General features: G+C 60.6%; 18 protein-coding genes. 5 read left to right on the top strand and 13 right to left on the bottom strand.

Translation table 11 applies throughout. The features are described from left to right. Positions 1-91: 91 nt before the first annotated feature. Positions 92-658: a dCTP deaminase gene (dcd, locus tag RHM62_RS07215; protein ID WP_322124847.1), complete on the bottom strand. Its 567-nt coding sequence runs from the start codon at positions 656-658 to the stop codon at positions 92-94. A 376-nt stretch (positions 659-1,034) separates the two neighbouring features. Further along, complete coding sequence (locus tag RHM62_RS07210; RefSeq protein WP_322124846.1) at positions 1,035-1,256, bottom strand: hypothetical protein; 222 nt, start codon at positions 1,254-1,256, stop codon at positions 1,035-1,037. A 278-nt stretch (positions 1,257-1,534) separates the two neighbouring features. Here RHM62_RS07210 and RHM62_RS07205 point away from each other — a divergent pair, with 278 nt between their 5' ends. Further along, the gene (locus RHM62_RS07205; RefSeq protein WP_009667100.1) at positions 1,535-1,735 is read left to right on the top strand and encodes a hypothetical protein; all 201 of its coding nucleotides are present in this window, start codon (positions 1,535-1,537) and stop codon (positions 1,733-1,735) included. A 16-nt stretch (positions 1,736-1,751) separates the two neighbouring features. Here RHM62_RS07205 and RHM62_RS07200 read toward each other — a convergent pair whose 3' ends face one another. Together RHM62_RS07200 and RHM62_RS07195 are read right to left on the bottom strand one after the other, a co-directional pair. Continuing rightward, entirely contained in the window at positions 1,752-2,702 is a 951-nt protein-coding gene (locus RHM62_RS07200) for a DMT family transporter (protein ID WP_322124845.1), read from the bottom strand. Beyond that, positions 2,659-3,681: an XdhC family protein gene (locus RHM62_RS07195; protein WP_322124844.1), complete on the bottom strand. Its 1,023-nt coding sequence runs from the start codon at positions 3,679-3,681 to the stop codon at positions 2,659-2,661. Before RHM62_RS07195 ends, RHM62_RS07200 begins: the two co-directional genes overlap by 44 nt. Positions 3,682-3,873: 192 nt before the next feature. Here RHM62_RS07195 and RHM62_RS07190 point away from each other — a divergent pair, with 192 nt between their 5' ends. After that, entirely contained in the window at positions 3,874-4,782 is a 909-nt protein-coding gene (locus RHM62_RS07190; RefSeq protein ID WP_322124843.1) for a hypothetical protein, read from the top strand. 44 nt (positions 4,783-4,826) lie between these two features. Here the strand turns inward: RHM62_RS07190 and hrpA are convergent, their stop codons facing one another. Continuing rightward, entirely contained in the window at positions 4,827-8,771 is a 3,945-nt protein-coding gene (hrpA, locus tag RHM62_RS07185) for an ATP-dependent RNA helicase HrpA (RefSeq protein WP_322124842.1), read from the bottom strand. A 25-nt stretch (positions 8,772-8,796) separates the two neighbouring features. Between hrpA and argA the strand changes: the two genes are divergently transcribed. Continuing rightward, the gene (gene argA / locus RHM62_RS07180) at positions 8,797-10,107 is read left to right on the top strand and encodes an amino-acid N-acetyltransferase (RefSeq protein ID WP_322124841.1); all 1,311 of its coding nucleotides are present in this window, start codon (positions 8,797-8,799) and stop codon (positions 10,105-10,107) included. A 40-nt stretch (positions 10,108-10,147) separates the two neighbouring features. Then, the gene (locus tag RHM62_RS07175; RefSeq protein WP_009667266.1) at positions 10,148-10,420 is read left to right on the top strand and encodes an oxidative damage protection protein; all 273 of its coding nucleotides are present in this window, start codon (positions 10,148-10,150) and stop codon (positions 10,418-10,420) included. 98 nt (positions 10,421-10,518) lie between these two features. Here RHM62_RS07175 and rpiA read toward each other — a convergent pair whose 3' ends face one another. Together rpiA and RHM62_RS07165 are read right to left on the bottom strand one after the other, a co-directional pair. After that, entirely contained in the window at positions 10,519-11,190 is a 672-nt protein-coding gene (gene rpiA / locus RHM62_RS07170; RefSeq protein ID WP_322124840.1) for a ribose-5-phosphate isomerase RpiA, read from the bottom strand. A gap of 33 nt (positions 11,191-11,223) precedes the next feature. Next, complete coding sequence (locus RHM62_RS07165; RefSeq protein ID WP_322124839.1) at positions 11,224-12,564, bottom strand: hemolysin family protein; 1,341 nt, start codon at positions 12,562-12,564, stop codon at positions 11,224-11,226. 239 nt (positions 12,565-12,803) lie between these two features. Between RHM62_RS07165 and RHM62_RS07160 the strand changes: the two genes are divergently transcribed. After that, the gene (locus RHM62_RS07160) at positions 12,804-14,489 is read left to right on the top strand and encodes a methyl-accepting chemotaxis protein (protein WP_322124838.1); all 1,686 of its coding nucleotides are present in this window, start codon (positions 12,804-12,806) and stop codon (positions 14,487-14,489) included. Between the two features lie 209 nt (positions 14,490-14,698). On the opposite strand, the gene RHM62_RS07155 is transcribed toward RHM62_RS07160, so the two are convergent. From RHM62_RS07155 to RHM62_RS07130, 6 genes are all read right to left on the bottom strand, one after another. Beyond that, entirely contained in the window at positions 14,699-15,193 is a 495-nt protein-coding gene (locus RHM62_RS07155) for an RcnB family protein (protein ID WP_322124837.1), read from the bottom strand. A gap of 134 nt (positions 15,194-15,327) precedes the next feature. Next, on the bottom strand, positions 15,328-16,200 hold the full coding sequence (locus RHM62_RS07150; protein ID WP_322124836.1) for a universal stress protein: 873 nt from the start codon (positions 16,198-16,200) through the stop codon (positions 15,328-15,330). A gap of 32 nt (positions 16,201-16,232) precedes the next feature. Then, positions 16,233-16,628, bottom strand: coding sequence for a TraR/DksA family transcriptional regulator (locus RHM62_RS07145; RefSeq protein WP_322124835.1), 396 nt, complete (start codon positions 16,626-16,628; stop codon positions 16,233-16,235). A gap of 105 nt (positions 16,629-16,733) precedes the next feature. Continuing rightward, entirely contained in the window at positions 16,734-17,051 is a 318-nt protein-coding gene (locus tag RHM62_RS07140; RefSeq protein ID WP_322124834.1) for a chaperone modulator CbpM, read from the bottom strand. Then, entirely contained in the window at positions 17,048-17,986 is a 939-nt protein-coding gene (locus RHM62_RS07135; protein ID WP_322124833.1) for a DnaJ C-terminal domain-containing protein, read from the bottom strand. The genes RHM62_RS07140 and RHM62_RS07135 overlap by 4 nt, the downstream gene beginning before the upstream one ends. A gap of 59 nt (positions 17,987-18,045) precedes the next feature. Beyond that, positions 18,046-18,198, bottom strand: a complete 153-nt coding sequence (locus RHM62_RS07130; RefSeq protein ID WP_322124832.1) for a DUF3309 domain-containing protein — start codon at positions 18,196-18,198, stop codon at positions 18,046-18,048. Positions 18,199-18,284 lie beyond the last annotated feature (86 nt).

The raw sequence follows: 18,284 nt of genomic DNA, 5'->3' as shown, positions 1-18,284 counted from the left end.
TCCGGACAGTTGACAAAGCTACTTGGACAGACGCGCGCGGCAAAGTGTCGCACACGCGACCTTGCTACTTGTAGTGGATCAATCGCCGGCGTCAAGCCCTCGGCAAGGTCACGCCGCGCTGTCCCTGGTATTTGCCGTTGCGGTCCTTGTACGAGGTCTCGCAGACTTCATCGGCTTCGAAGAACAGCACCTGGGCGCAGCCTTCGCCGGCATAAATTTTGGCGGGCAATGGCGTCGTGTTGGAAAACTCCAGCGTGACGTAGCCTTCCCATTCCGGCTCGAACGGCGTGACGTTGACGATGATGCCGCAACGCGCATAAGTCGATTTACCGAGGCAGATGGTCAATACGCTGCGTGGTATCCGGAAATACTCCATCGTCCGGGCCAGCGCAAATGAGTTCGGCGGAATGATGCAGACATCGCTCTTGATATCGACGAAGGATTTTTCATCGAAGTTCTTCGGGTCGACGATGGTTGAGTTGATGTTGGTGAAGATCTTGAATTCATCGGCGCAGCGGATGTCGTAGCCGTACGACGAGGTGCCGTAGGAAACGATTTTCTGGCCATTGGCTTCGCGCACCTGGTTCGGCTCGAACGGTTCGATCATGCCGGTTTCGGCGGCCATGCGGCGGATCCATGTGTCGGACTTGATGCTCATTGTTTTCTCGGGCAGTGATGGTGCGGTGGGTGGCGGGCGCTGTACCGGTGCAGCGAAGTGCCGATACAACAGCAGGCAAAATGCCAAATCGGGATTTTACGTGAAAAGTCGTCTTGCACTTCGTCCTAATTGCCGGCACGGCTGACCATCCGTCACGCGCCGGCACCCGCACCTTGCCCCGGAACACCTTGCACAAAAAATCGTAGCGCCAATTACAGACCGCAGCGCTACCGCCACGCCTCGCCAATCAGACATCATTCAGGTCGAGACCGTCGGTACTGATGGACCGGCGGCGGACGGGCGATCTCGCCGGTATGCCTTCGCCTGACGATTTCACCCGAACAATGCTGCGTTCGAGGCAAGCCTCAGTCTGCCATCAGCCCTTTTTCCCGCCGGCTGCCACCATCAACCCACCGGCCACGATGGCGGCAATCCCGGCCCACATCGGAATGTTGACGTCTTTTTTTTCTTTTACGTTGAGTTCCATCGGTCCTATTTTTACGGCCTGAGTTTCCTTGGTATAGCTGAAGCCGCCGTAGGCGAGGCCCAGGACGCCGGCAATAATCAGGGCTGCGCCCAGCAGTCGGATTGCATTCATTGTGTCTCCTCGAGGTGAAATTTCTATTCGCAAGATAGCATGCACACCGTCCGGCACTGCGTACGGCAAACCACATAGGGCTACACGTTGGCAATATTGCAAAAAGCACCTTACAAGGGCGTATCTGTTGCAATTTCCTCCGCACTTAGCCACCTGTAGCAGCCGATATGGAAGGATGCCGGGGCATGTCATCTCTGGCCCGGCCGGAAGCAACCATGAGAAAATACGCACGCCGAATTCATCCGGCAACCCTCCTCCCCAATTACCAAGGAAACACCATGGCCAAGAAAGAAGAAGTACTCGATCCCGACACGCTGGCACTGATCCAGTGGTGCACCGAAGTCGAAGGTTTTCTGGTGGCCGGCGGCGCGACACTGGCGCAGGCACAGGAACATATCGAAGACGAAGTCGAGTGGTTCACCGACCAGTTCTACGATGGCCTGACACCGGAACAGGCGGCCAAGGAAGCGCTGGCCTGAGTGTTTGAAAGACCGGTCAGCGCATCGACGACAGCACAATGCCGCCGACGATCAGCCCGAACGCCGCAAAGTGATACACATGCGGCAGTTCCCCCAGAAAGACCGATGACATCAGCGCCGCAAACAGCGGCGTGAGGTTGCTGAAAAATCCGGCTACGGTGGGTCCGGCCCGCTGCACGCCGGCACCCCAGCAACGAAACGCAATGAGCGCCGGCCCGACCGCGACAAACAGTACCGCCGCCGCCAGCGTCCAGCTCATAGCGATGTGCGGCTCGCTGATGCGCCATTCGATCGTCGTGAACAGCCCCGACCAGACCACACCAAAACTCACTTGCGCCAGCAGGAATGCCGCCCAGTTGCTGCGGATTTCTGTCGGTTCGTCCGGCACCATCAGCAGCCAGCTATAGAACGACCAGGCAATCGTCGCGGCGATCATGAACAGGTCACCCGGCACCAGCTGCAACCTCAGCAACTGATGCCAGTCGCCACGACTGAGCACCAGCAGCACGCCGGCAATCGACAGCGCCGCTCCCAGCATTTGCCGGCGTCTGACGGTCGCGCCAAAAAATAGCCCGCCAACCAGCATCATCCAGACCGGCATGCCGGCCGCCACCAGTGTGACGTTGATGGGCGTCGAGCTTTGCAGCGCCAGATATTGCAGCGAGTTGTACAGTCCGATGCCCAGCAAACCCAGCAACGCAAAGCGCCGCCAGCTGCGCCAGAGCGCACTGACGGGCCGCAGCACGGAGCCGGCCAGCGGCAACAGGATCAGGAAAGCAATCACCCAGCGCAACAGGTTGAGCGTCATCGGCGGCACCATCTCGTGCACCAGCCTGCCGACGATGGCATTGCCGGCCCACATCAGCGGTGGCACGGTCAGCAGCAGCGCTGTCGAGACCGTCAGGCGGGGCGTTGTCACGTCGTCAGTCGATGCTGCAGGCCGCTGCCGACGCCAGTATTTCGGCATCCTGCTTGGCTTGGGCGACCTGTGCCGAGGCCGGCAATAGCACACCGTTCTTGACGGCAGTGAGCTCGGCCAGGATGGAAATGGCGATCTCGGACGGTGTCTTGCTGCCGATGTACAGCCCGATCGGGCCATGCAGTTTGTCGATCTGGGCCGGCGTGACATCGAACAATGCCAGCCGTTCGCGACGCTTGGCATTGTTGACACGCGAACCAATGGCACCGACATAGAACGCCTCGGACTTCAGGGCTTCCATCAGTGCCAGGTCATCGAGTTTCGGATCATGCGTCAGGGCCACAACGGCACTGCGACTGTCGAGCTGCATGGCCATGACGAGGTCGTCCGGCATCATGTGCTGCACTTCGACGCCGTGCACCTGCCAGCCGGCGCGGTATTCTTCGCGCGGATCGCAGACGGTCACGTGGTACTCCATGCCGAGTGCGATCTGCGCCAGAAAGCTCGACAGCTGGCCGGCACCGATGATCAGCAAGCGCCAGCGCGGTCCGTGAATCGTCGTCAATGCCGTGGCGCTATGCAGCAGGCCTGCACCGGCGTCGGCGAGGGACAATTCCACCGCGCCACTGGACAGGTCAAGCCGGCGCGCGACCAGTTCATGTTGTGCCAGCCGTGCCAGCAATTCGCCGATCCGGCTTTGCGCCGACAAGGGCTCCAGCGCCAGTTCGATGGTGCCGCCGCAGGGCAAGCCGAAGCGGTGCGCTTCATCGGCGGTGATGCCGTAAGTCACGATTTCGGGCACGGTGCGGGTAATGCCTTCGCTACGCACGCGCGCGATCAGGTCGTCTTCGATGCAGCCACCGGAGACCGAACCGACCACCCGGCCGTCATCACAAATGGCCAGCGTTGCGCCCTGCGGACGCGGGCTGGAACCCCAGGTGCGGATCACGGTAACGAGTTCGCAACGGTGACCGTCACGCAGCCACTGGTCACAGGTTTTGAGTACGTCGAGGTCGATGCTGTCCATGATTTCCAAACTAAAAGTTGGCCGGGAGCGCCAGGTTCACCGCTCCGCGACAGGGGGGCAGTGTAGTCGCTCACAGAAAAGTTGTTTGAACCCCGCCACATCGGCACCCGTTATCGACCTAAAAGAGTTGGAACCTAGATCGCGCCGATGCCACTGACGGTGAGCCACTTTGATAAGCGATGGGATCCGATCATGCGAACACACTCACTGCACCCTGCATTGCCCTCCGTTCGGACCGCCCGCGCTCTCCCGGCCGGGATGGCGAACCCGCCCCCTCTTGATCAAGCATCACAAAAAAATCCCGATAATCGCTTGCCGCAACGCGCCGGACAGCTGCGCAGCAGGCAACTCAGAACGGCACTCGACGCGACGCTACGCGCAAAAAACACCCTCACTAAGCCGCTGCCTGCCTCGCCTCGCCAAGCCGAACTACACCGTCATACAGCACACCGCACGCCGGATAATCCGATGGCTGTGGCGCGCGCCGCGCGGTTTTTTCTTGATATTGTCCGCACCGATACGCTGTCCCCGGATAGCCAGGCGCGTGAACTGCAAGCGCAGGCGCGCCAGCTTCCACAACTCAGTCAGACGCGCCAGGCCGACGCCTTCCGTCTGATGCTGGCCATGACAAAACGGCTGCCCGTCGACCAGCAAGCCCGCGTACTAACCGCACTGGCAGCGCGCCTGCGCACCTTACCCACCAGCGCACGCCGCAGCGGTTTCGCCGCTCTCGCCACCAGTATTGACCGGTTGCCGCAAGCGGGCCGGACCATCGCCTTGCCGGCGCTGACCCGTGCGCTTCCCGCCAGTGGCAAGGATGCCGGTCAGTTTCATGCCGTACACGCCAGGACGCTGACGCTGGATACCGACGCGCAAGGACGCACGCTGCCTGGCCTGATCCGGCATCTTGGTGTCTTGCCCGAAGGCCGGCGCACCGCCGCCTTCGATGCGATTGCGCGCCAGGTACAGACACTGCCGGCGCATCATCAGCGCAATGCATTGTGCGGGCTGGCAGGCAAAATCCGTAAGTTGCCGGCAGATCAGCAAGCACCCGCGACCACACGCCTGCAACAGCAAGTCAGTGCACTGCTGCAAAGCTAACCCGACCGCGTCAGCGTTACCGCGTACTTCAAAACAAGGTAGATCTACCGCTGCATCGACTCCCACACCTTCTGCAGCCGCTTGGCCGACACCGGCATCGGCGTTTTCAATTCCTGCGCAAACAGCGATACGCGCAACTCTTCCAGCAACCAGCGGAATTCCGCCATCTTCGGGTCCGCCGTGCGGCCGGTCTGTTTTTCTTTCAGGCCGCGCTGCCACAGCAAGGCGGCCTGCTGCCACTCGGTCATCCAGCGGACATCACGCGACGGATCGATGCGCAACTTTTCCAGCCGGACATTGACCGCTTTCAGGTAACGCGGGAACTGGGTCAGGCTGGTGTAGCTGGTCTCGGTCACGAAGCGCTTGCCGACCAGTCCCTGCAATTGCGCCTGGATATCAGCCACAGTGGCAGCGTGTCCCTTGGCGCCTTGCAGCTTCTTCGGCAGCGCGTGGTACTCGGTCAGGATCAACCCGACCAGCCGCGCGATTTCATTGACCAGTAAACCGAGACGCGACTTGCCGGCTTCCTTGCGGGCATCGAATTCGATGGCCGTGCGCGGCAACGGCTCCTGCAGGCAGGCCCGCTCCAGGCCGGCCTCGATGATCTGGTCGCGCAGTTCTTCCTGCGAGCCGAGCGCCATAAATTGCATGCCCATCTGCTGCAGGCCGGGGATATTCTTTTCGAGGTACTTGAGCTGCTCGCGCAACTGCAGCGCCAGCAAACGCCGCAAGCCGCCACGATGGATGCGCGCGGCTTCGGTCGGATCATCGAAAACTTCGAGGTCGCAATGCGCGCCCTTGTCGACCAAAGCCGGAAAGCCGATCAGCGTCAGCTTGCCCTGCTGGATTTCAAGTAGCTCGGGCAATTCACCGAAGGTCCACGCGGTCAGCTTCTGGTGCTGGGTTGGCGCGGCTGTCGAGGCAACGACTGACACGGCTGGCTGCATCGATTTTCCAAGCACTTTGGCCTGCGCCACCGGTACGTTCGTGATCGCGGTCGACTCGGCGATTTTCTGGAAACTCTCGCGCGCCTGGCCACCGAATTCGGCTTGCAGCGCACTCAGGTTGCGGCCCATTTCAAGCTGCCGGCCATGCTCGTCGACCACCTTGAAATTCATGAAGTGATGCGCCGGCAAGGTCTCGGCCTTGAAGTCGCTGAGCAGCGGCGTGATGTGCGCATGCACGCGCACGTCGGCAATAATCGCTTCAATCAGGCTGCCGCGACCAAAGGTTTTTTGCTCGCTGACCCGGTCCAGAAAAGCCGCGGCGTAATGCGGCAGCGGCACGCAATTGCGGCGCAGTTTTTGCGGCATCGACTTCAGCAGCAGATGGACTTTTTCTTTTAGCATGCCCGGCACCAGCCAGTCGCAGCGCGCTGCCGACAGCTGGTTCAGCGCGAACAGCGGCACCGTCAGCGTGACGCCATCGCGCGGCGTGCCGGGTTCGAAGTGATACGCCAGCGGCATCTCGATGCCGATGCCCGGCAGCAGTTTCGGAAACAGGTCGGTGGTGATGCCGGCCGCTTCGTGCCGCATCAGGTCATCGCGGTTCAGGTACAGCAGTTTCGGTTCGGCGCGGGTCGCGTCCTTGTGCCACTTCTCGAAGCTGATGCCATTGCAGATGTCGGCCGGCAGCATCTTGTCGTAGAACGCCGCGATCAATTCATCGTCGACCAGCACATCGAGCCGGCGCGATTTGTGTTCGAGGTTTTCGATCTCGCGGATCAGGTTGTTGTTGAAGGCGAAGAACGGGGCGCGGGTATCGAACTCGCCGCCGACCAGCGCATCGCGGATAAAAATCTCGCGCGCCTCGACCGGATTGATCAGGCCGAAATTGATGCGGCGCTGGCTGTACACCACCAGTCCGTACAGCGTCGCGCGCTCGGACGCGGTGACCTGCGCGGTGCGCTTTTCCCAGTGCGGTTCGCCATACGATTTTTTCAGCAGATGCGCGCCAACGCGCTCCAGCCATTCCGGCTGGATCTGCGCGACGCAGCGCGCATACAAGCGCGTGGTATCGACCAGCTCGGCAGCCATAATCCACTTGCCGGCTTTTTTGAGCAGGCTGGAACCGGGCCAGATATGGAACTTGATCGCACGTGCGCCGAGGTAATGCGTGTCTTCGTCGGACTTGAAACCGACATTGCCGAGCAAGCCGGTCAGCAGCGCCGAGTGCAGGTTCTCGTAGGTGGTCAGTGTCTCGTTTAGGCGCCAGCCCTGCTCCTTGACGATGGTCAGCAATTGCGAATGCACGTCGCGCCATTCGCGCAAACGCATCTGCGACAGGAAATTGGCGCGGCAACTGTCCTGCAACTGGCGATTGGTTTTCTTGTGCTCGATGGCCTCTTCGAACCAGCTCCAGATTTTCAGGTAGCTCGAAAATTCGGATTTCTCATCAGCGAATTTCTTGTGCGCGAGGTCGGCGGCGGCCTGCACTTCCAGTGGCCGGTCGCGCGGGTCTTGCACCGACAGCGCCGACGCAATGATCAGCACTTCGCGCAAACAGACGTTATCGAGCGCGGCCAGGATCATGCGGCCGACGCGCGGGTCCAGCGGCAATTTGCCGAGCTGGCGACCGGTTGGCGTCAAGTCATTATTGTCATCGACCGCGCCCAACTCCTGCAGCAACTGGTAGCCATCGGCGATCGCCCGCCCCGGTGGCGGTTCGATGAACGGGAAGGTCTCGACATCGGTCAGGTGCAGCGACTTCATGCGCAAGATGACCGAGGCCAGCGACGAGCGCAGGATCTCCGGCTCGGTGAAGGCGGGGCGCGCCAGATAATCTTTTTCTTCGTACAGGCGGATGCAGACGCCGGCGGCGACGCGGCCGCAACGACCGGCGCGCTGGTTGGCGGCAGACTGCGCAACCGCTTCGATCTGCAGTTGTTCGACCTTATTCCTGTAGCTGTACCGTTTCACGCGCGCCAGACCGGCATCGACCACGTAACGAATACCCGGCACCGTCAGCGAAGTCTCGGCGACGTTAGTCGCCAGCACAATGCGACGCGCGCCGGACGGTTTAAAAACCCGCTCCTGCTCTTGCGCGGACAGTCGCGCAAACAGCGGCAGGATCTCGACATGCGGCGGATGGTGCTTGCGCAAGGCTTCGGCGGCGTCACGGATTTCGCGCTCGCCGGGCAGGAACACCAGCACGTCGCCGGAGCCGATCCGGCACAGTTCATCGACGGCTTCGGTCAGCGCTTCCATCAGGTCGCGCTGGCCGCGTTCCTTTTGCGCATTGCTCTGGACGCCGCCGGGTTTGACCTCGCTGCGGTCGGTCGAATCGACCGGACGGTAGCGGATTTCAACCGGATACAAACGCCCCGAGACTTCGATCACCGGTGCCGGTTTGTCGTCGCTGCCGAAGTGGCGCGCGAAGCGGTCGGCATCGATCGTGGCCGAGGTGATGATGATCTTCAGGTCAGGCCGCTTCGGCAGCAATTGCTTGAGGTAGCCGAGCAGGAAATCAATGTTCAGGCTGCGCTCGTGGGCCTCGTCGATGATGATGGTGTCGTACTGGCGCAGCAGCGGATCGGTCTGGGTTTCTGCCAGCAGGATGCCGTCGGTCATCAGCTTGATCCACGCGCCGGCCGACAGCGTGTCGGTGAAGCGCACCTTGAAACCGACCAGCTCGCCCAGCGGCGAATTGAGTTCCTGCGCAATCCGCTTGGCTGTCGCCGAGGCGGCAATCCGGCGCGGTTGCGTGTGGCCGATCATGCCGGTCAGGCCGCGTCCGAGTTCGAGGCAGATCTTCGGCAGCTGGGTGGTTTTGCCGGAACCGGTTTCACCGCAGACGATGATGACCTGATGCTGGCGCAGCGCGGCAGCGATATCTTCGCGCCGGCCCGAGACCGGCAATTCTTCGGGATAGGTAATCGGCGGCAGCCGATTGCGCACGGGCGCAGGGCGGACGGAACCGGCAGGCGGGCGGGAAGGTCGGCGGGCGCGATCGCCGGGCGGACTTTTTTGTATCGGTTGGGGGGATGTCATGGCGGAGCGAATTATAATGCGCAACATGCAAACCCCCATTGAGTTCGTCCAGTGGTTGCGCTCAGTCGCACCCTACATCCATGCCTTCCGCAACAAGACCTTCGTGGTGGCGTTCCCCGGAGAACTGGTGCTTGCCGGTGCATTGCCCGTACTGGCCCAGGATCTATCACTGCTACACGCGCTCGGCATCAAGGTCGTCATCGTCCATGGCTCGCGCCCGCAAGTGGCCGAACAGCTTGCGCTGCGCAATGCCAAGGAGCGTTTTCATAACGGCTTGCGCATCACCGACAGTGCCGCCCTCGAATGCGCCAAAGAAGCCGCCGGCGAATTGCGCCTTGATATCGAAGCCGCGTTCAGCCAGGGCTTGCCGAACACGCCGATGGCACACGCGGCGATCCGCATCATCTCCGGTAATTTCGTCACCGCCAAACCGCTAGGCGTGATCGATGGCGTCGACCTCGAACTGACCGGCGTGGCGCGCAAGGTCGCGTACGAAACCATCCATCCGATCCTTGATGCCGGCGGCCTGGTGTTGTTGTCGCCGCTGGGTTTTTCGCCGACCGGCGAGATCTTCAACCTGACCATGGAAGACGTCGCCGTCGCTGCGGCCATCGCGCTACGCGCCGACAAGCTGATCTTCATCAGCGAAATCCCGATGATGATCGATGCCGCAGGCGAAGATATCCGCGAGCTGTCATCGCACCAGGCCGAAGCCGTGCTCGGGGCCGGCTTTCTGCCGAGCGATGCCTCGTTCTATTTGCAGCATGCGATCAAGGCCTGCAACGGTGGCGTCGCCCGCGCGCACATCGTGCCGTTTGCACTCGACGGCTCGGCCTTGCTGGAATTGTTCACGCATGATGGCGTCGGCACGATGATCTCGTACCAAAACCTCGAAACCCTGCGCGAAGCGACCATCGAAGACGTCGGTGGCATCCTCAAGCTGATCGAACCGCTCGAAAACGATGGCACGCTGGTCAAGCGCGGTCGTGAACTCATCGAGCGCGAAGTCGAGAATTTTTCAGTGATCGAACACGATGGCGTGATCTTCGGCTGCGCTGCGCTGTACCCGTTCCCGGCCGAAAAAATGGCCGAGATGGCCTGCCTGACGGTGAACCCGGAAGTGCAGGCGCAAGGCGACGGCGAACGCATCCTCAAGCACATGGAAAACCGCGCGCGCGCACAGGGCTTCAAGAAACTGTTCGTGCTGACGACCCGTACCGCGCACTGGTTTCTCAAGCGCGGCTTCGTGGCGGCCTCGGTCGACGCCTTACCCAAAGATCGCCAGCACATGTATAACTGGCAGCGCAAATCACTGGTGCTGGTCAAGACACTCTGAACCAGCCCTCCCCCTCATTCAATCGCACAAGGAAACACACATGGCACGCATGATTCACTGCATCAAACTCGACAAGGAAGCCGAAGGCCTGGATTTTCCACCGTACCCGGGCGAACTCGGCAAGCGACTCTGGGAGACCGTCTCGAAAGAAGCCTGGGCCGCCTGGCTCAAGCATCAGACCATGCTGGTCAATGAAAACCGCCTGAACCTGGCCGACCTGCGCGCCCGCAAATATCTGGCGACGCAAATGGAAAAGCATTTCTTTGGTGATGGTGCCGATGCGGCCGTAGGCTATGTACCGCCAGCGGATTGATTGACACGGTGCAATGCCCTTCGGTTATTGCACCCTACGGGACTAACGTAGAGTGCAATAACCGAAGGGCATTGCACCAAGCGCCCTGAAAACGGCCCTTAAAACACCAGCGTCCGCACCCCATCCGCCGTCCCCAGCAACGCCACATCCGCACCCCGCGCCGCAAACAATCCCACCGTCACGACACCGACAATCGCATTGATTGCCAGCTCCATCGCGACCGGATCGGTGATCTGCAGGCCAAGCACATCGATGATGATATTGCCGTTATCGGTCAGCACCGTCTGGCCATCCTTGACGCGCAAACGGGGCGTGCCGCCCAGTGCGGCCAGCTTGCGCATAACCACGGCCTGCGCCATCGGGATGACTTCGACCGGCAACGGGAACGCGCCCAGCACATCGACCAGCTTGGAGCCATCAGCGATGCAGATGAATTTTGTCGCGACCGAGGCGACGATTTTTTCGCGCGTCAGTGCCGCGCCGCCGCCCTTGATCATCGCGCCGGCGCTGGTGATCTCATCCGCCCCGTCGATATAGACCGACATCGACGTGACATCATTGAGGTCGACCACGGTGATGCCATGCGCCATCAGCCGTTCGGCAGTACCTTCGGAAGACGCGACGGCACCCTTGATGCGGTGCTTGATACCGGCCAGCGCATCAATGAAAAAATTCGCGGTGGAGCCGGTGCCGACACCGATGATGTCACCGTCAACCACATAGTCGAGGGCGGCGCGGGCGACCGCTTGTTTGAGTTCGTCTTGGGTCATGGTCGTTATCGTAAAAAAATAAAAAGAGAGTGATCAGCCCGACAGGCCGAATTCATCGACATCGACCTGCTTCGGGAAAACATAGACCAGCACGATGCGCGGGCCAGTCATTTTTTTGACCATCACGTCGAACTGGTCGAATGCGATACGCTGGCCTTCGGTCGGTATGTCGCCCAGCTTGGCCATCACGAGGCCGCCGACCGAATCGATATCGTCGAGGTCGAGCGCTTCGTTTTCGATGTCGATGGCAAGGATGCGTTCGAGCGTGTAAATCGGCAGGCTGCCCTTGCCGACCAGCGTGCCGTCATCCAGACGACTCCAGTCCTGATCGTTCTGGCGGAATTCATCGCGGATTTCACCGACCAGCGCACCGAGCAAATTGTCCAGTGTCAGGAAGCCGACCGGCTTCCGGCCGGGCTGGCCGACCACCGCAAAATGCGGTGCACCCTGGCGGAACAGGCGGAACAATTCCGGTGCCGGCATGCGCGGCGAGACATATTGCACCGGCCGGAAAAACGGCTCCAGGCTCTCGATCGCCTTGCCTTGTTCCTGGCCCAGAAAAAGGTCTTTCAGATGGATCACGCCCAGCACTTCGCGTTGCTCGGCATCAAAATACGGATAGCGGCTGAAGCGGCTGCGATACACCACCTGCAGGTTCTCCGCCAGCGACTGACCGGCATGCAAGGCGGCCATTTCATGCGCCGGACGCATCAAATCACCGACATCGAGTTCGCTGAAATCGAGCGTCTGCGCCAGCACCTTCCATTCGTCCGAACTGAATTTATCGCCGGAATGGCTGCTGCGCAAAATGATCTTGAGTTCATCGGAAGAATACGCGGTGTCATGGCCACTCGAACTGCCCAATCCGGCCAGTCGCAAGACGCCATTGGCGCTCTTGTTGAGTACCCAGATGACCGGATACATGCTCCAGTAAAAACCGTACAAGGGCACCGAGCACCACAAGCCGACGGCCTCGGGATTGCGGATCGCCATCGACTTCGGGGCCAGCTCGCCGACCACGATGTGCAGGAACGAAATGACCAGGAAGGCAAAACCGAATGACACCAGTTGGATAAAGCTTTCCGAGGTCACGCCGATGGCGATGAAGACCGGATGCAACAGGCTGGCAAAAGCCGGTTCGCCAACCCAGCCGAGGCCCAGCGAGGCCAGCGTGATGCCGAGCTGGCAGGCTGACAAATAGGAATCGAGCTCGCGATGGACGGTAGCCAGGATGCGTCCGCGCAGGCCCTGCGTCTTGGCGATCTCGCGGATGCGGGTCTCGCGCAGTTTGACCATGCCGAATTCGGCACAAACAAAAAAACCATTGAGGGCAACCAGAAACAGCGCCAGGAAAATCAGCATGAAGTCTTGCATGGAGGGGTGGAAAGTGGACGAGCCGGTAGTGTAGACGCAAACGTGAGGGCGTCGATGAATTTGACAGGGTACAAACGGGGCTGCTGGCACGTAGTGAGCTGCAGCAATATTTCCACATGGCAAATTTTGTTGCAATACATTGTTACAATTGGTATGTTTATTCACGGAACTAATGCCGAGCCTTAACGAAGGTCAAGCACTTCTACTCCAGATCGCGACTCCGCTACCAGGAAAAAACAATGAACATGACTTTGAAGACACGTTTAGGCGCCGTCATCGGTTTTCTGATCCTGCTGACGATTGGCGTCGGGCTGGCTGGCGTATTCGGCATGGGCCAAGCCAATGAAGGATTGCGTACGGTCTATGAAGACCGCACCGTGGCGTTGGAACAGATCGCCAGCATCGACCGGATGCTGCTGCAAAACCGGCTGGCCGTCGCTGAAGCGCTGCGCGATACCAAGGGTGCCGGCATCAGTCAACGGATCGATCTAATCAACAGCAATATTGACCGTATCAACAAGCTATGGGCCGACTACACGTCGACCTACCTGACCCCGGAAGAAAAAATTCTCGCTGACAAATTTTTAAACGACCGCAAAAGTATGGTCAAGGGCGGTTTACAACCCATCGTTGCCGCGCTGCGCCATGGAAAGTTAGGGGAGGCCCTTCAGCTTGAAGCGCCTTACCTGGCGCTATTCGTGCCGGTGACGAATGGCGTCGAAGCGCTGCGCGCGTTGCAAGTCAACGAAGCCAGGAAAGAATTCGATCTCTCGACCCGACGCTACGGCGTCCTGCGCACCGCCGTCGTCACCGCCATCGTGCTTGGCGCGCTGCTTGCCGCACTCAGCGGCGTGCTCCTGATCCGTAGCGTCTACCGGCAGCTGGGTGGCGAACCGGCCTATGCTGCACAGATCGTGCGCACGATTGCCGACGGTGACCTGTCCGTGGCCGTGAACACGCGCGCCAATGACCAGCAAAGCCTGCTGTTTGCGATGCAGCAGATGCAGCAGAATCTCGCCAGAACGGTGGGCACGATCAGGCAATCGACCGATACCATTGCCACCGCCTCCGGCCAGATCGCCAGTGGCAATCTTGACCTGTCGTCACGCACCGAGCAGCAGGCCAGTGCGCTTGAAGAAACCGCCTCGTCGATGGAAGAACTGACCGGCACCGTGAAGCAGAACGCCGACAACGCGCGCCAAGCCAACCAGCTGGCAGCGACGGCATCGCAGATTGCCGTCAAGGGCGGTGCCGTGGTCGCGCAGGTCGTCGAGACAATGGGATCGATCAATGAATCAGCCCGCAAGATCGCCGACATCATTGGCGTCATCGATGGCATTGCCTTCCAGACCAACATCCTTGCCCTCAATGCCGCCGTCGAAGCAGCGCGTGCCGGCGAGCAGGGTCGCGGCTTTGCCGTGGTGGCATCGGAAGTGCGCAATCTGGCGCAGCGCAGTGCGGGTGCCGCCAAGGAAATCAAGGCGCTGATCGGGGATTCGGTCGAGAAAGTCGATGCCGGCGCACGGCTGGTCGATCAGGCCGGCGCGACGATGGACGAAGTGGTGGCCAGCGTCAAGCGGGTCTCGGACATCATCAGCGAGATCACGGCCGCCAGCCAGGAACAGACCGCCGGCATCGACCAGATCAACCAGGCCATCATGCAGATGGATGACGTGACACAGCAGAATGCCGCGCTGGTGGAACAGGCGGCAGCGGCGGCGGCGTCGCTGCAAGATCAGGCCGGTGGCCTGGTCGAAGTGGTGAGTGTGTTCAAGACCAATGGCACACATGCCGGACTAACGCCTGCCAGGCACAGCGTGCCTGCGCGCGCGCCGGCTTTGGCTGCGACACCGCGCACTCAGAAACCGGTGGTGCGCAAGCTGTTGCCTGCATCAGAATCTGGTGCTGACTGGAAAGAGTTTTGAAGCGGATGGATTGGCGCGAGCCAATCCGGATTGATGACGGTGGCCGGTGCATCCGGTGCAATGCCCTTCGGGTATTGCACCCTACGCAAGCAGCATTAAAGAACCGTCCGATGCAATGACCTAACGGCATTAAAAACCGTAGGGTGCACTAACCGAAGGGCATTGCACCATCCGAATTCAATCCCGGATGCACGCAAAGAGGGACGCCATCAATTCCCCAGAAACAGCTGCAGGATGATGCCGCTGGCAATCGCGACCAGGACATAATCGCCGCCGGTCTGGACCCAGTGGTAACCCCGCGGTGGCGCCGACAGGCGATGGCCGCGCCAGTCGTCGACGACATACTGGCGGCTGCGATAGTCGCGTGGCATGCGGTCGCCCTTGCGGTAATTATGATTCGGTCCGGCACCGCGGCCATCGCGGCCGTCGTGGTAGCGGACCTGGTCGCGGCTGTCGTGACCACGGTTGTCATGGCCGCGGTTGTCATAGCCGCGCTTGTCGTGGCCACGATCATCATCACGTCGATCGGGACCACGGCCCTTGTCGCCGCGATCCGGCGGACCGCCACGCTGGGCTTGTTCGTGACGGCCACGATCGCCGCGGTCGTCACCACGGTCGTGGTCCGACCGGCCTTGCGCAAATGTAAATCCGCTGGTGCCGAGCGACATGGCGAGGATGACGCTGACGATGGCTTTCTTGTTCATGCTGGACTCCCTTTCGTTACGACGACGTGCCAGTATCGGACACGTCCGTCGATCTACCGGAAGCCTAGCCGGCACGGAAAAATACGTCTGTACGGTGCCACACGCATTCCACCAAAAATATCCAGCAAGAATGATTAATGTGCCATCAGCACCGGCACCGTCATCGATGTCAGGATCGTGTTTGTCACCCCGCCAAGCAACACCTGCCGAAAGCGCGAATGGGCATAGCCACCCATGACGATCAGGTCCGCGTCCACGTCCGCCGCATGCGACAGCAAGGCATTGCCCACGTCGAGGTCGTCCATGCGTCCGCTCTTCGAGGCTTTTTCGGTGGTGGTCAGAATAGTGACCTCGAGCTTGATGCCATGCCGCGCGAGATACAGCGCGATGTCGGCACCGGGTTCGTCGCCATGTACGTCCGGCTTGGCTTCCGGATTGAAGACCACCAGTTGTACCTGTTGCGCTTGCTGCAGCAGTGGAATAGCGGCGGTCACGGCACGGGTGGCCTGCATACTGCCATCCCAGGCCACCAGGATTTTCCGGCCGATATGTTCAAAATGGCCGATGTACGGAATGATCAGCACCGGCCGTCCCGAGTGCATCACGAGGTATTCGGGGAACTCGTCGGCGGTCGATGGCGATGGCTCGTCCGGATTGGTCTGGCCGACAATGACCAGGTCGCTGTAACGCGCCTGCAGGCTCACGCCGGGACCGGCTTCTTCATCGACCAGGCGTTTTTCAAAGGACTTCACACCCATCCCGGTAACCATCTGTTCGAACTCTTCGAGCGCAAAGGTGCCGCGCTGCTTGAGCATGTCGAGCATGGCACCGAGCTGCAGATTGCCCTCGCCGATGGCACCCGGCAAATAGAACAGCCCCGACACGCCGGTGCTGGCGGTGCCGGTCAGATGGGCATCGGTTCGCAGGGCGAGTTCGGCACTGATACGGATGCGCTCGGCGGTGCGGACGGACGCATCGACATGGACCAGGATAGTGGGATAGCTCATGGTGTTTCCTTTCGGTTTGAATGCAAGGCCGGTTACAGCGAGGTGTTGTGCGGGAAACCCTGGCGCTGTTCGCTTTTTGACTGGCAGCCGATACAGAAATGCGCCGATGGCATCGCGCGCAAACGTGCCGGCGGAATCGCTTCGTCGCAGGCAGTGCAGATTCCGTAGGTACCGGCCTTGATGCGCCCCAGGGCAGCGTCGATGTCGACCAGTTCGGCCAGCTCTAATTCGAGCTGGGCGAGGTCAGTGTCGTTTTGCACGCCGGCGTTGGCGGCCTCGTCATCGACGGCTTCCGGCGGCGTCGCGACCGACTCGCCGGCACTGGCCGAGCGGTGCGTCTGCGGGTCGATTTTGGCTTGCAATTCCTCACGGCGCTGCCGCAACAGGGTGTCAAATTCTTGAAAATTGGCGAGAGTTGTGTCGCTCATGATGATGCCTCCGAAAAAAGTGGCTACGCTGTCAGGATGACTTGTTGCGCGCCGGTTCTGGCAATCTGGTGATGTCGTGGTCGTGACGAATGGCGTACTGCAGGCTTACCGTGATCGTGCACGCAATGCAGTCAATTCCTGCTGCAGCTGTTCGATGCGCTGCAGTAGCGTCAAGGCCAGCGCTACGCCGTTGTGGTCAAGCTCGAAATCGTCGCGCAAGCGGCGTGCGGTACAGGCCGTGACAACGGTACGCAACTGAAACAGCAACGGCTCGGTCTGCGCATCCGCCGGCACGATCAGGCCGATACCGACCAGCTCCTCCAGCTCTTCGCGCGACAAGCCCGATACCTCGGCCAGGTGCGCGATCGTGCAGACATGCCCGGCATCGAGCGGGACGCTTTCTGCGATAGTCAGCTTCATCATGCCTCCGTGTAACCAGCGCTGCGCGGCTTGAAATCCGAGAGCGTCGCCAGCTGTTCATACAAGGTCCGCTCGGTCGGACTGAGAGTTTTTGGTGCCACGATACGCACCAGGGCAAACAGGTCACCGGCCGCACCCGTGGCAGCTGGCAGCCCGCGACCGCCGAGACGCAGGCGCTGCCCTGACGACGTGCCGGGCTTGATGTTGAGTTCGACCTTGCCGCCCAACGTAGGAATTTCAACCGTCGTTCCCAGCACCGCTTCCCACGGCGCCAGTGCCAGGTCGAGCACCAGGTCGCGTCCCGTGAGGCGGTACAGCGGATGCGGCAGGATAGCCAGCACGACGTACAGGTTGCCGGTTTTACCGCCATGCCGGCCGGCACCGCCCTTGCCGGCCAGTCGCAGGCGCTGGCCATCAGTCGCCCCTTTCGGCACCGTGATGCGGAAGGTGCGCGCGACCCGGTGCGGTAATCCGTGCGTGTCCATTTCGGGCAGCTCGACCGATACGTCGGTTTCTGCACCGCTGTAAATCTGTTCGAGCGTGACTTCGACGTTGACCGAATAATCGGTACCCTCTTCGGGAAGATTGGCCCGCGTGCGCCGGCCCGTACCACCGGAGCGGAATGCGCCCATCAGGTCGGACAAGTCGACATCATCAAAGGCTTCGGCACCCGAGCCATAGCGTTGCTGCCATTGCGGTGGCGGGGCGAAATTGTCGCCCGCCGAACGCTTGCCGAGCTGATCGTATTCGGCCCGCTTCTCGGGATTTTTCAGGGTGGCATAGGCTTCAGCGACTGCCTTAAATTTCTCTTCGCCCTTCGGATCTTTCGAGACATCCGGATGATATTGATGCGCCAGCTTGCGGTAGGCTTTTTTAATGTCATCAAGGGTCGCATCGCGCTCGATCCCGAGCGTGTCGTAATAGTCTTTGTACTTCATCGGATTCCTGCGTCAGGGTGGCTGCCCGATTGCGTCACGCAATCGGGTGAAGGCGACGGTTAAAGTCGCCCGGTCAGCAACATGATAATCAGAATCACGACGATCAGGCCGGTTAACCCGCTCGGGCCATAACCCCAGCTGCGGCTGTGCGGCCAGGATGGGAACGCGCCTATCAGCACGAGGATGAGGATGATCAATAAAATAGTGCCCATAGCGACCTCCTGAACGGATTGAACTGCGGTTTTCTTCATCACCGAAGACGTCTCGAGATTAAGCAGAAGTAACCATACCGTCCGTG

It is taken from the genome of Actimicrobium sp. CCC2.4, assembly GCF_034347385.1.
In the GTDB taxonomy this organism is placed as follows: domain Bacteria; phylum Pseudomonadota; class Gammaproteobacteria; order Burkholderiales; family Burkholderiaceae_D; genus Actimicrobium.
Note: the sequence above shows the minus strand (reverse complement) of the source record. Positions and strands in the feature narration are given on the sequence as shown.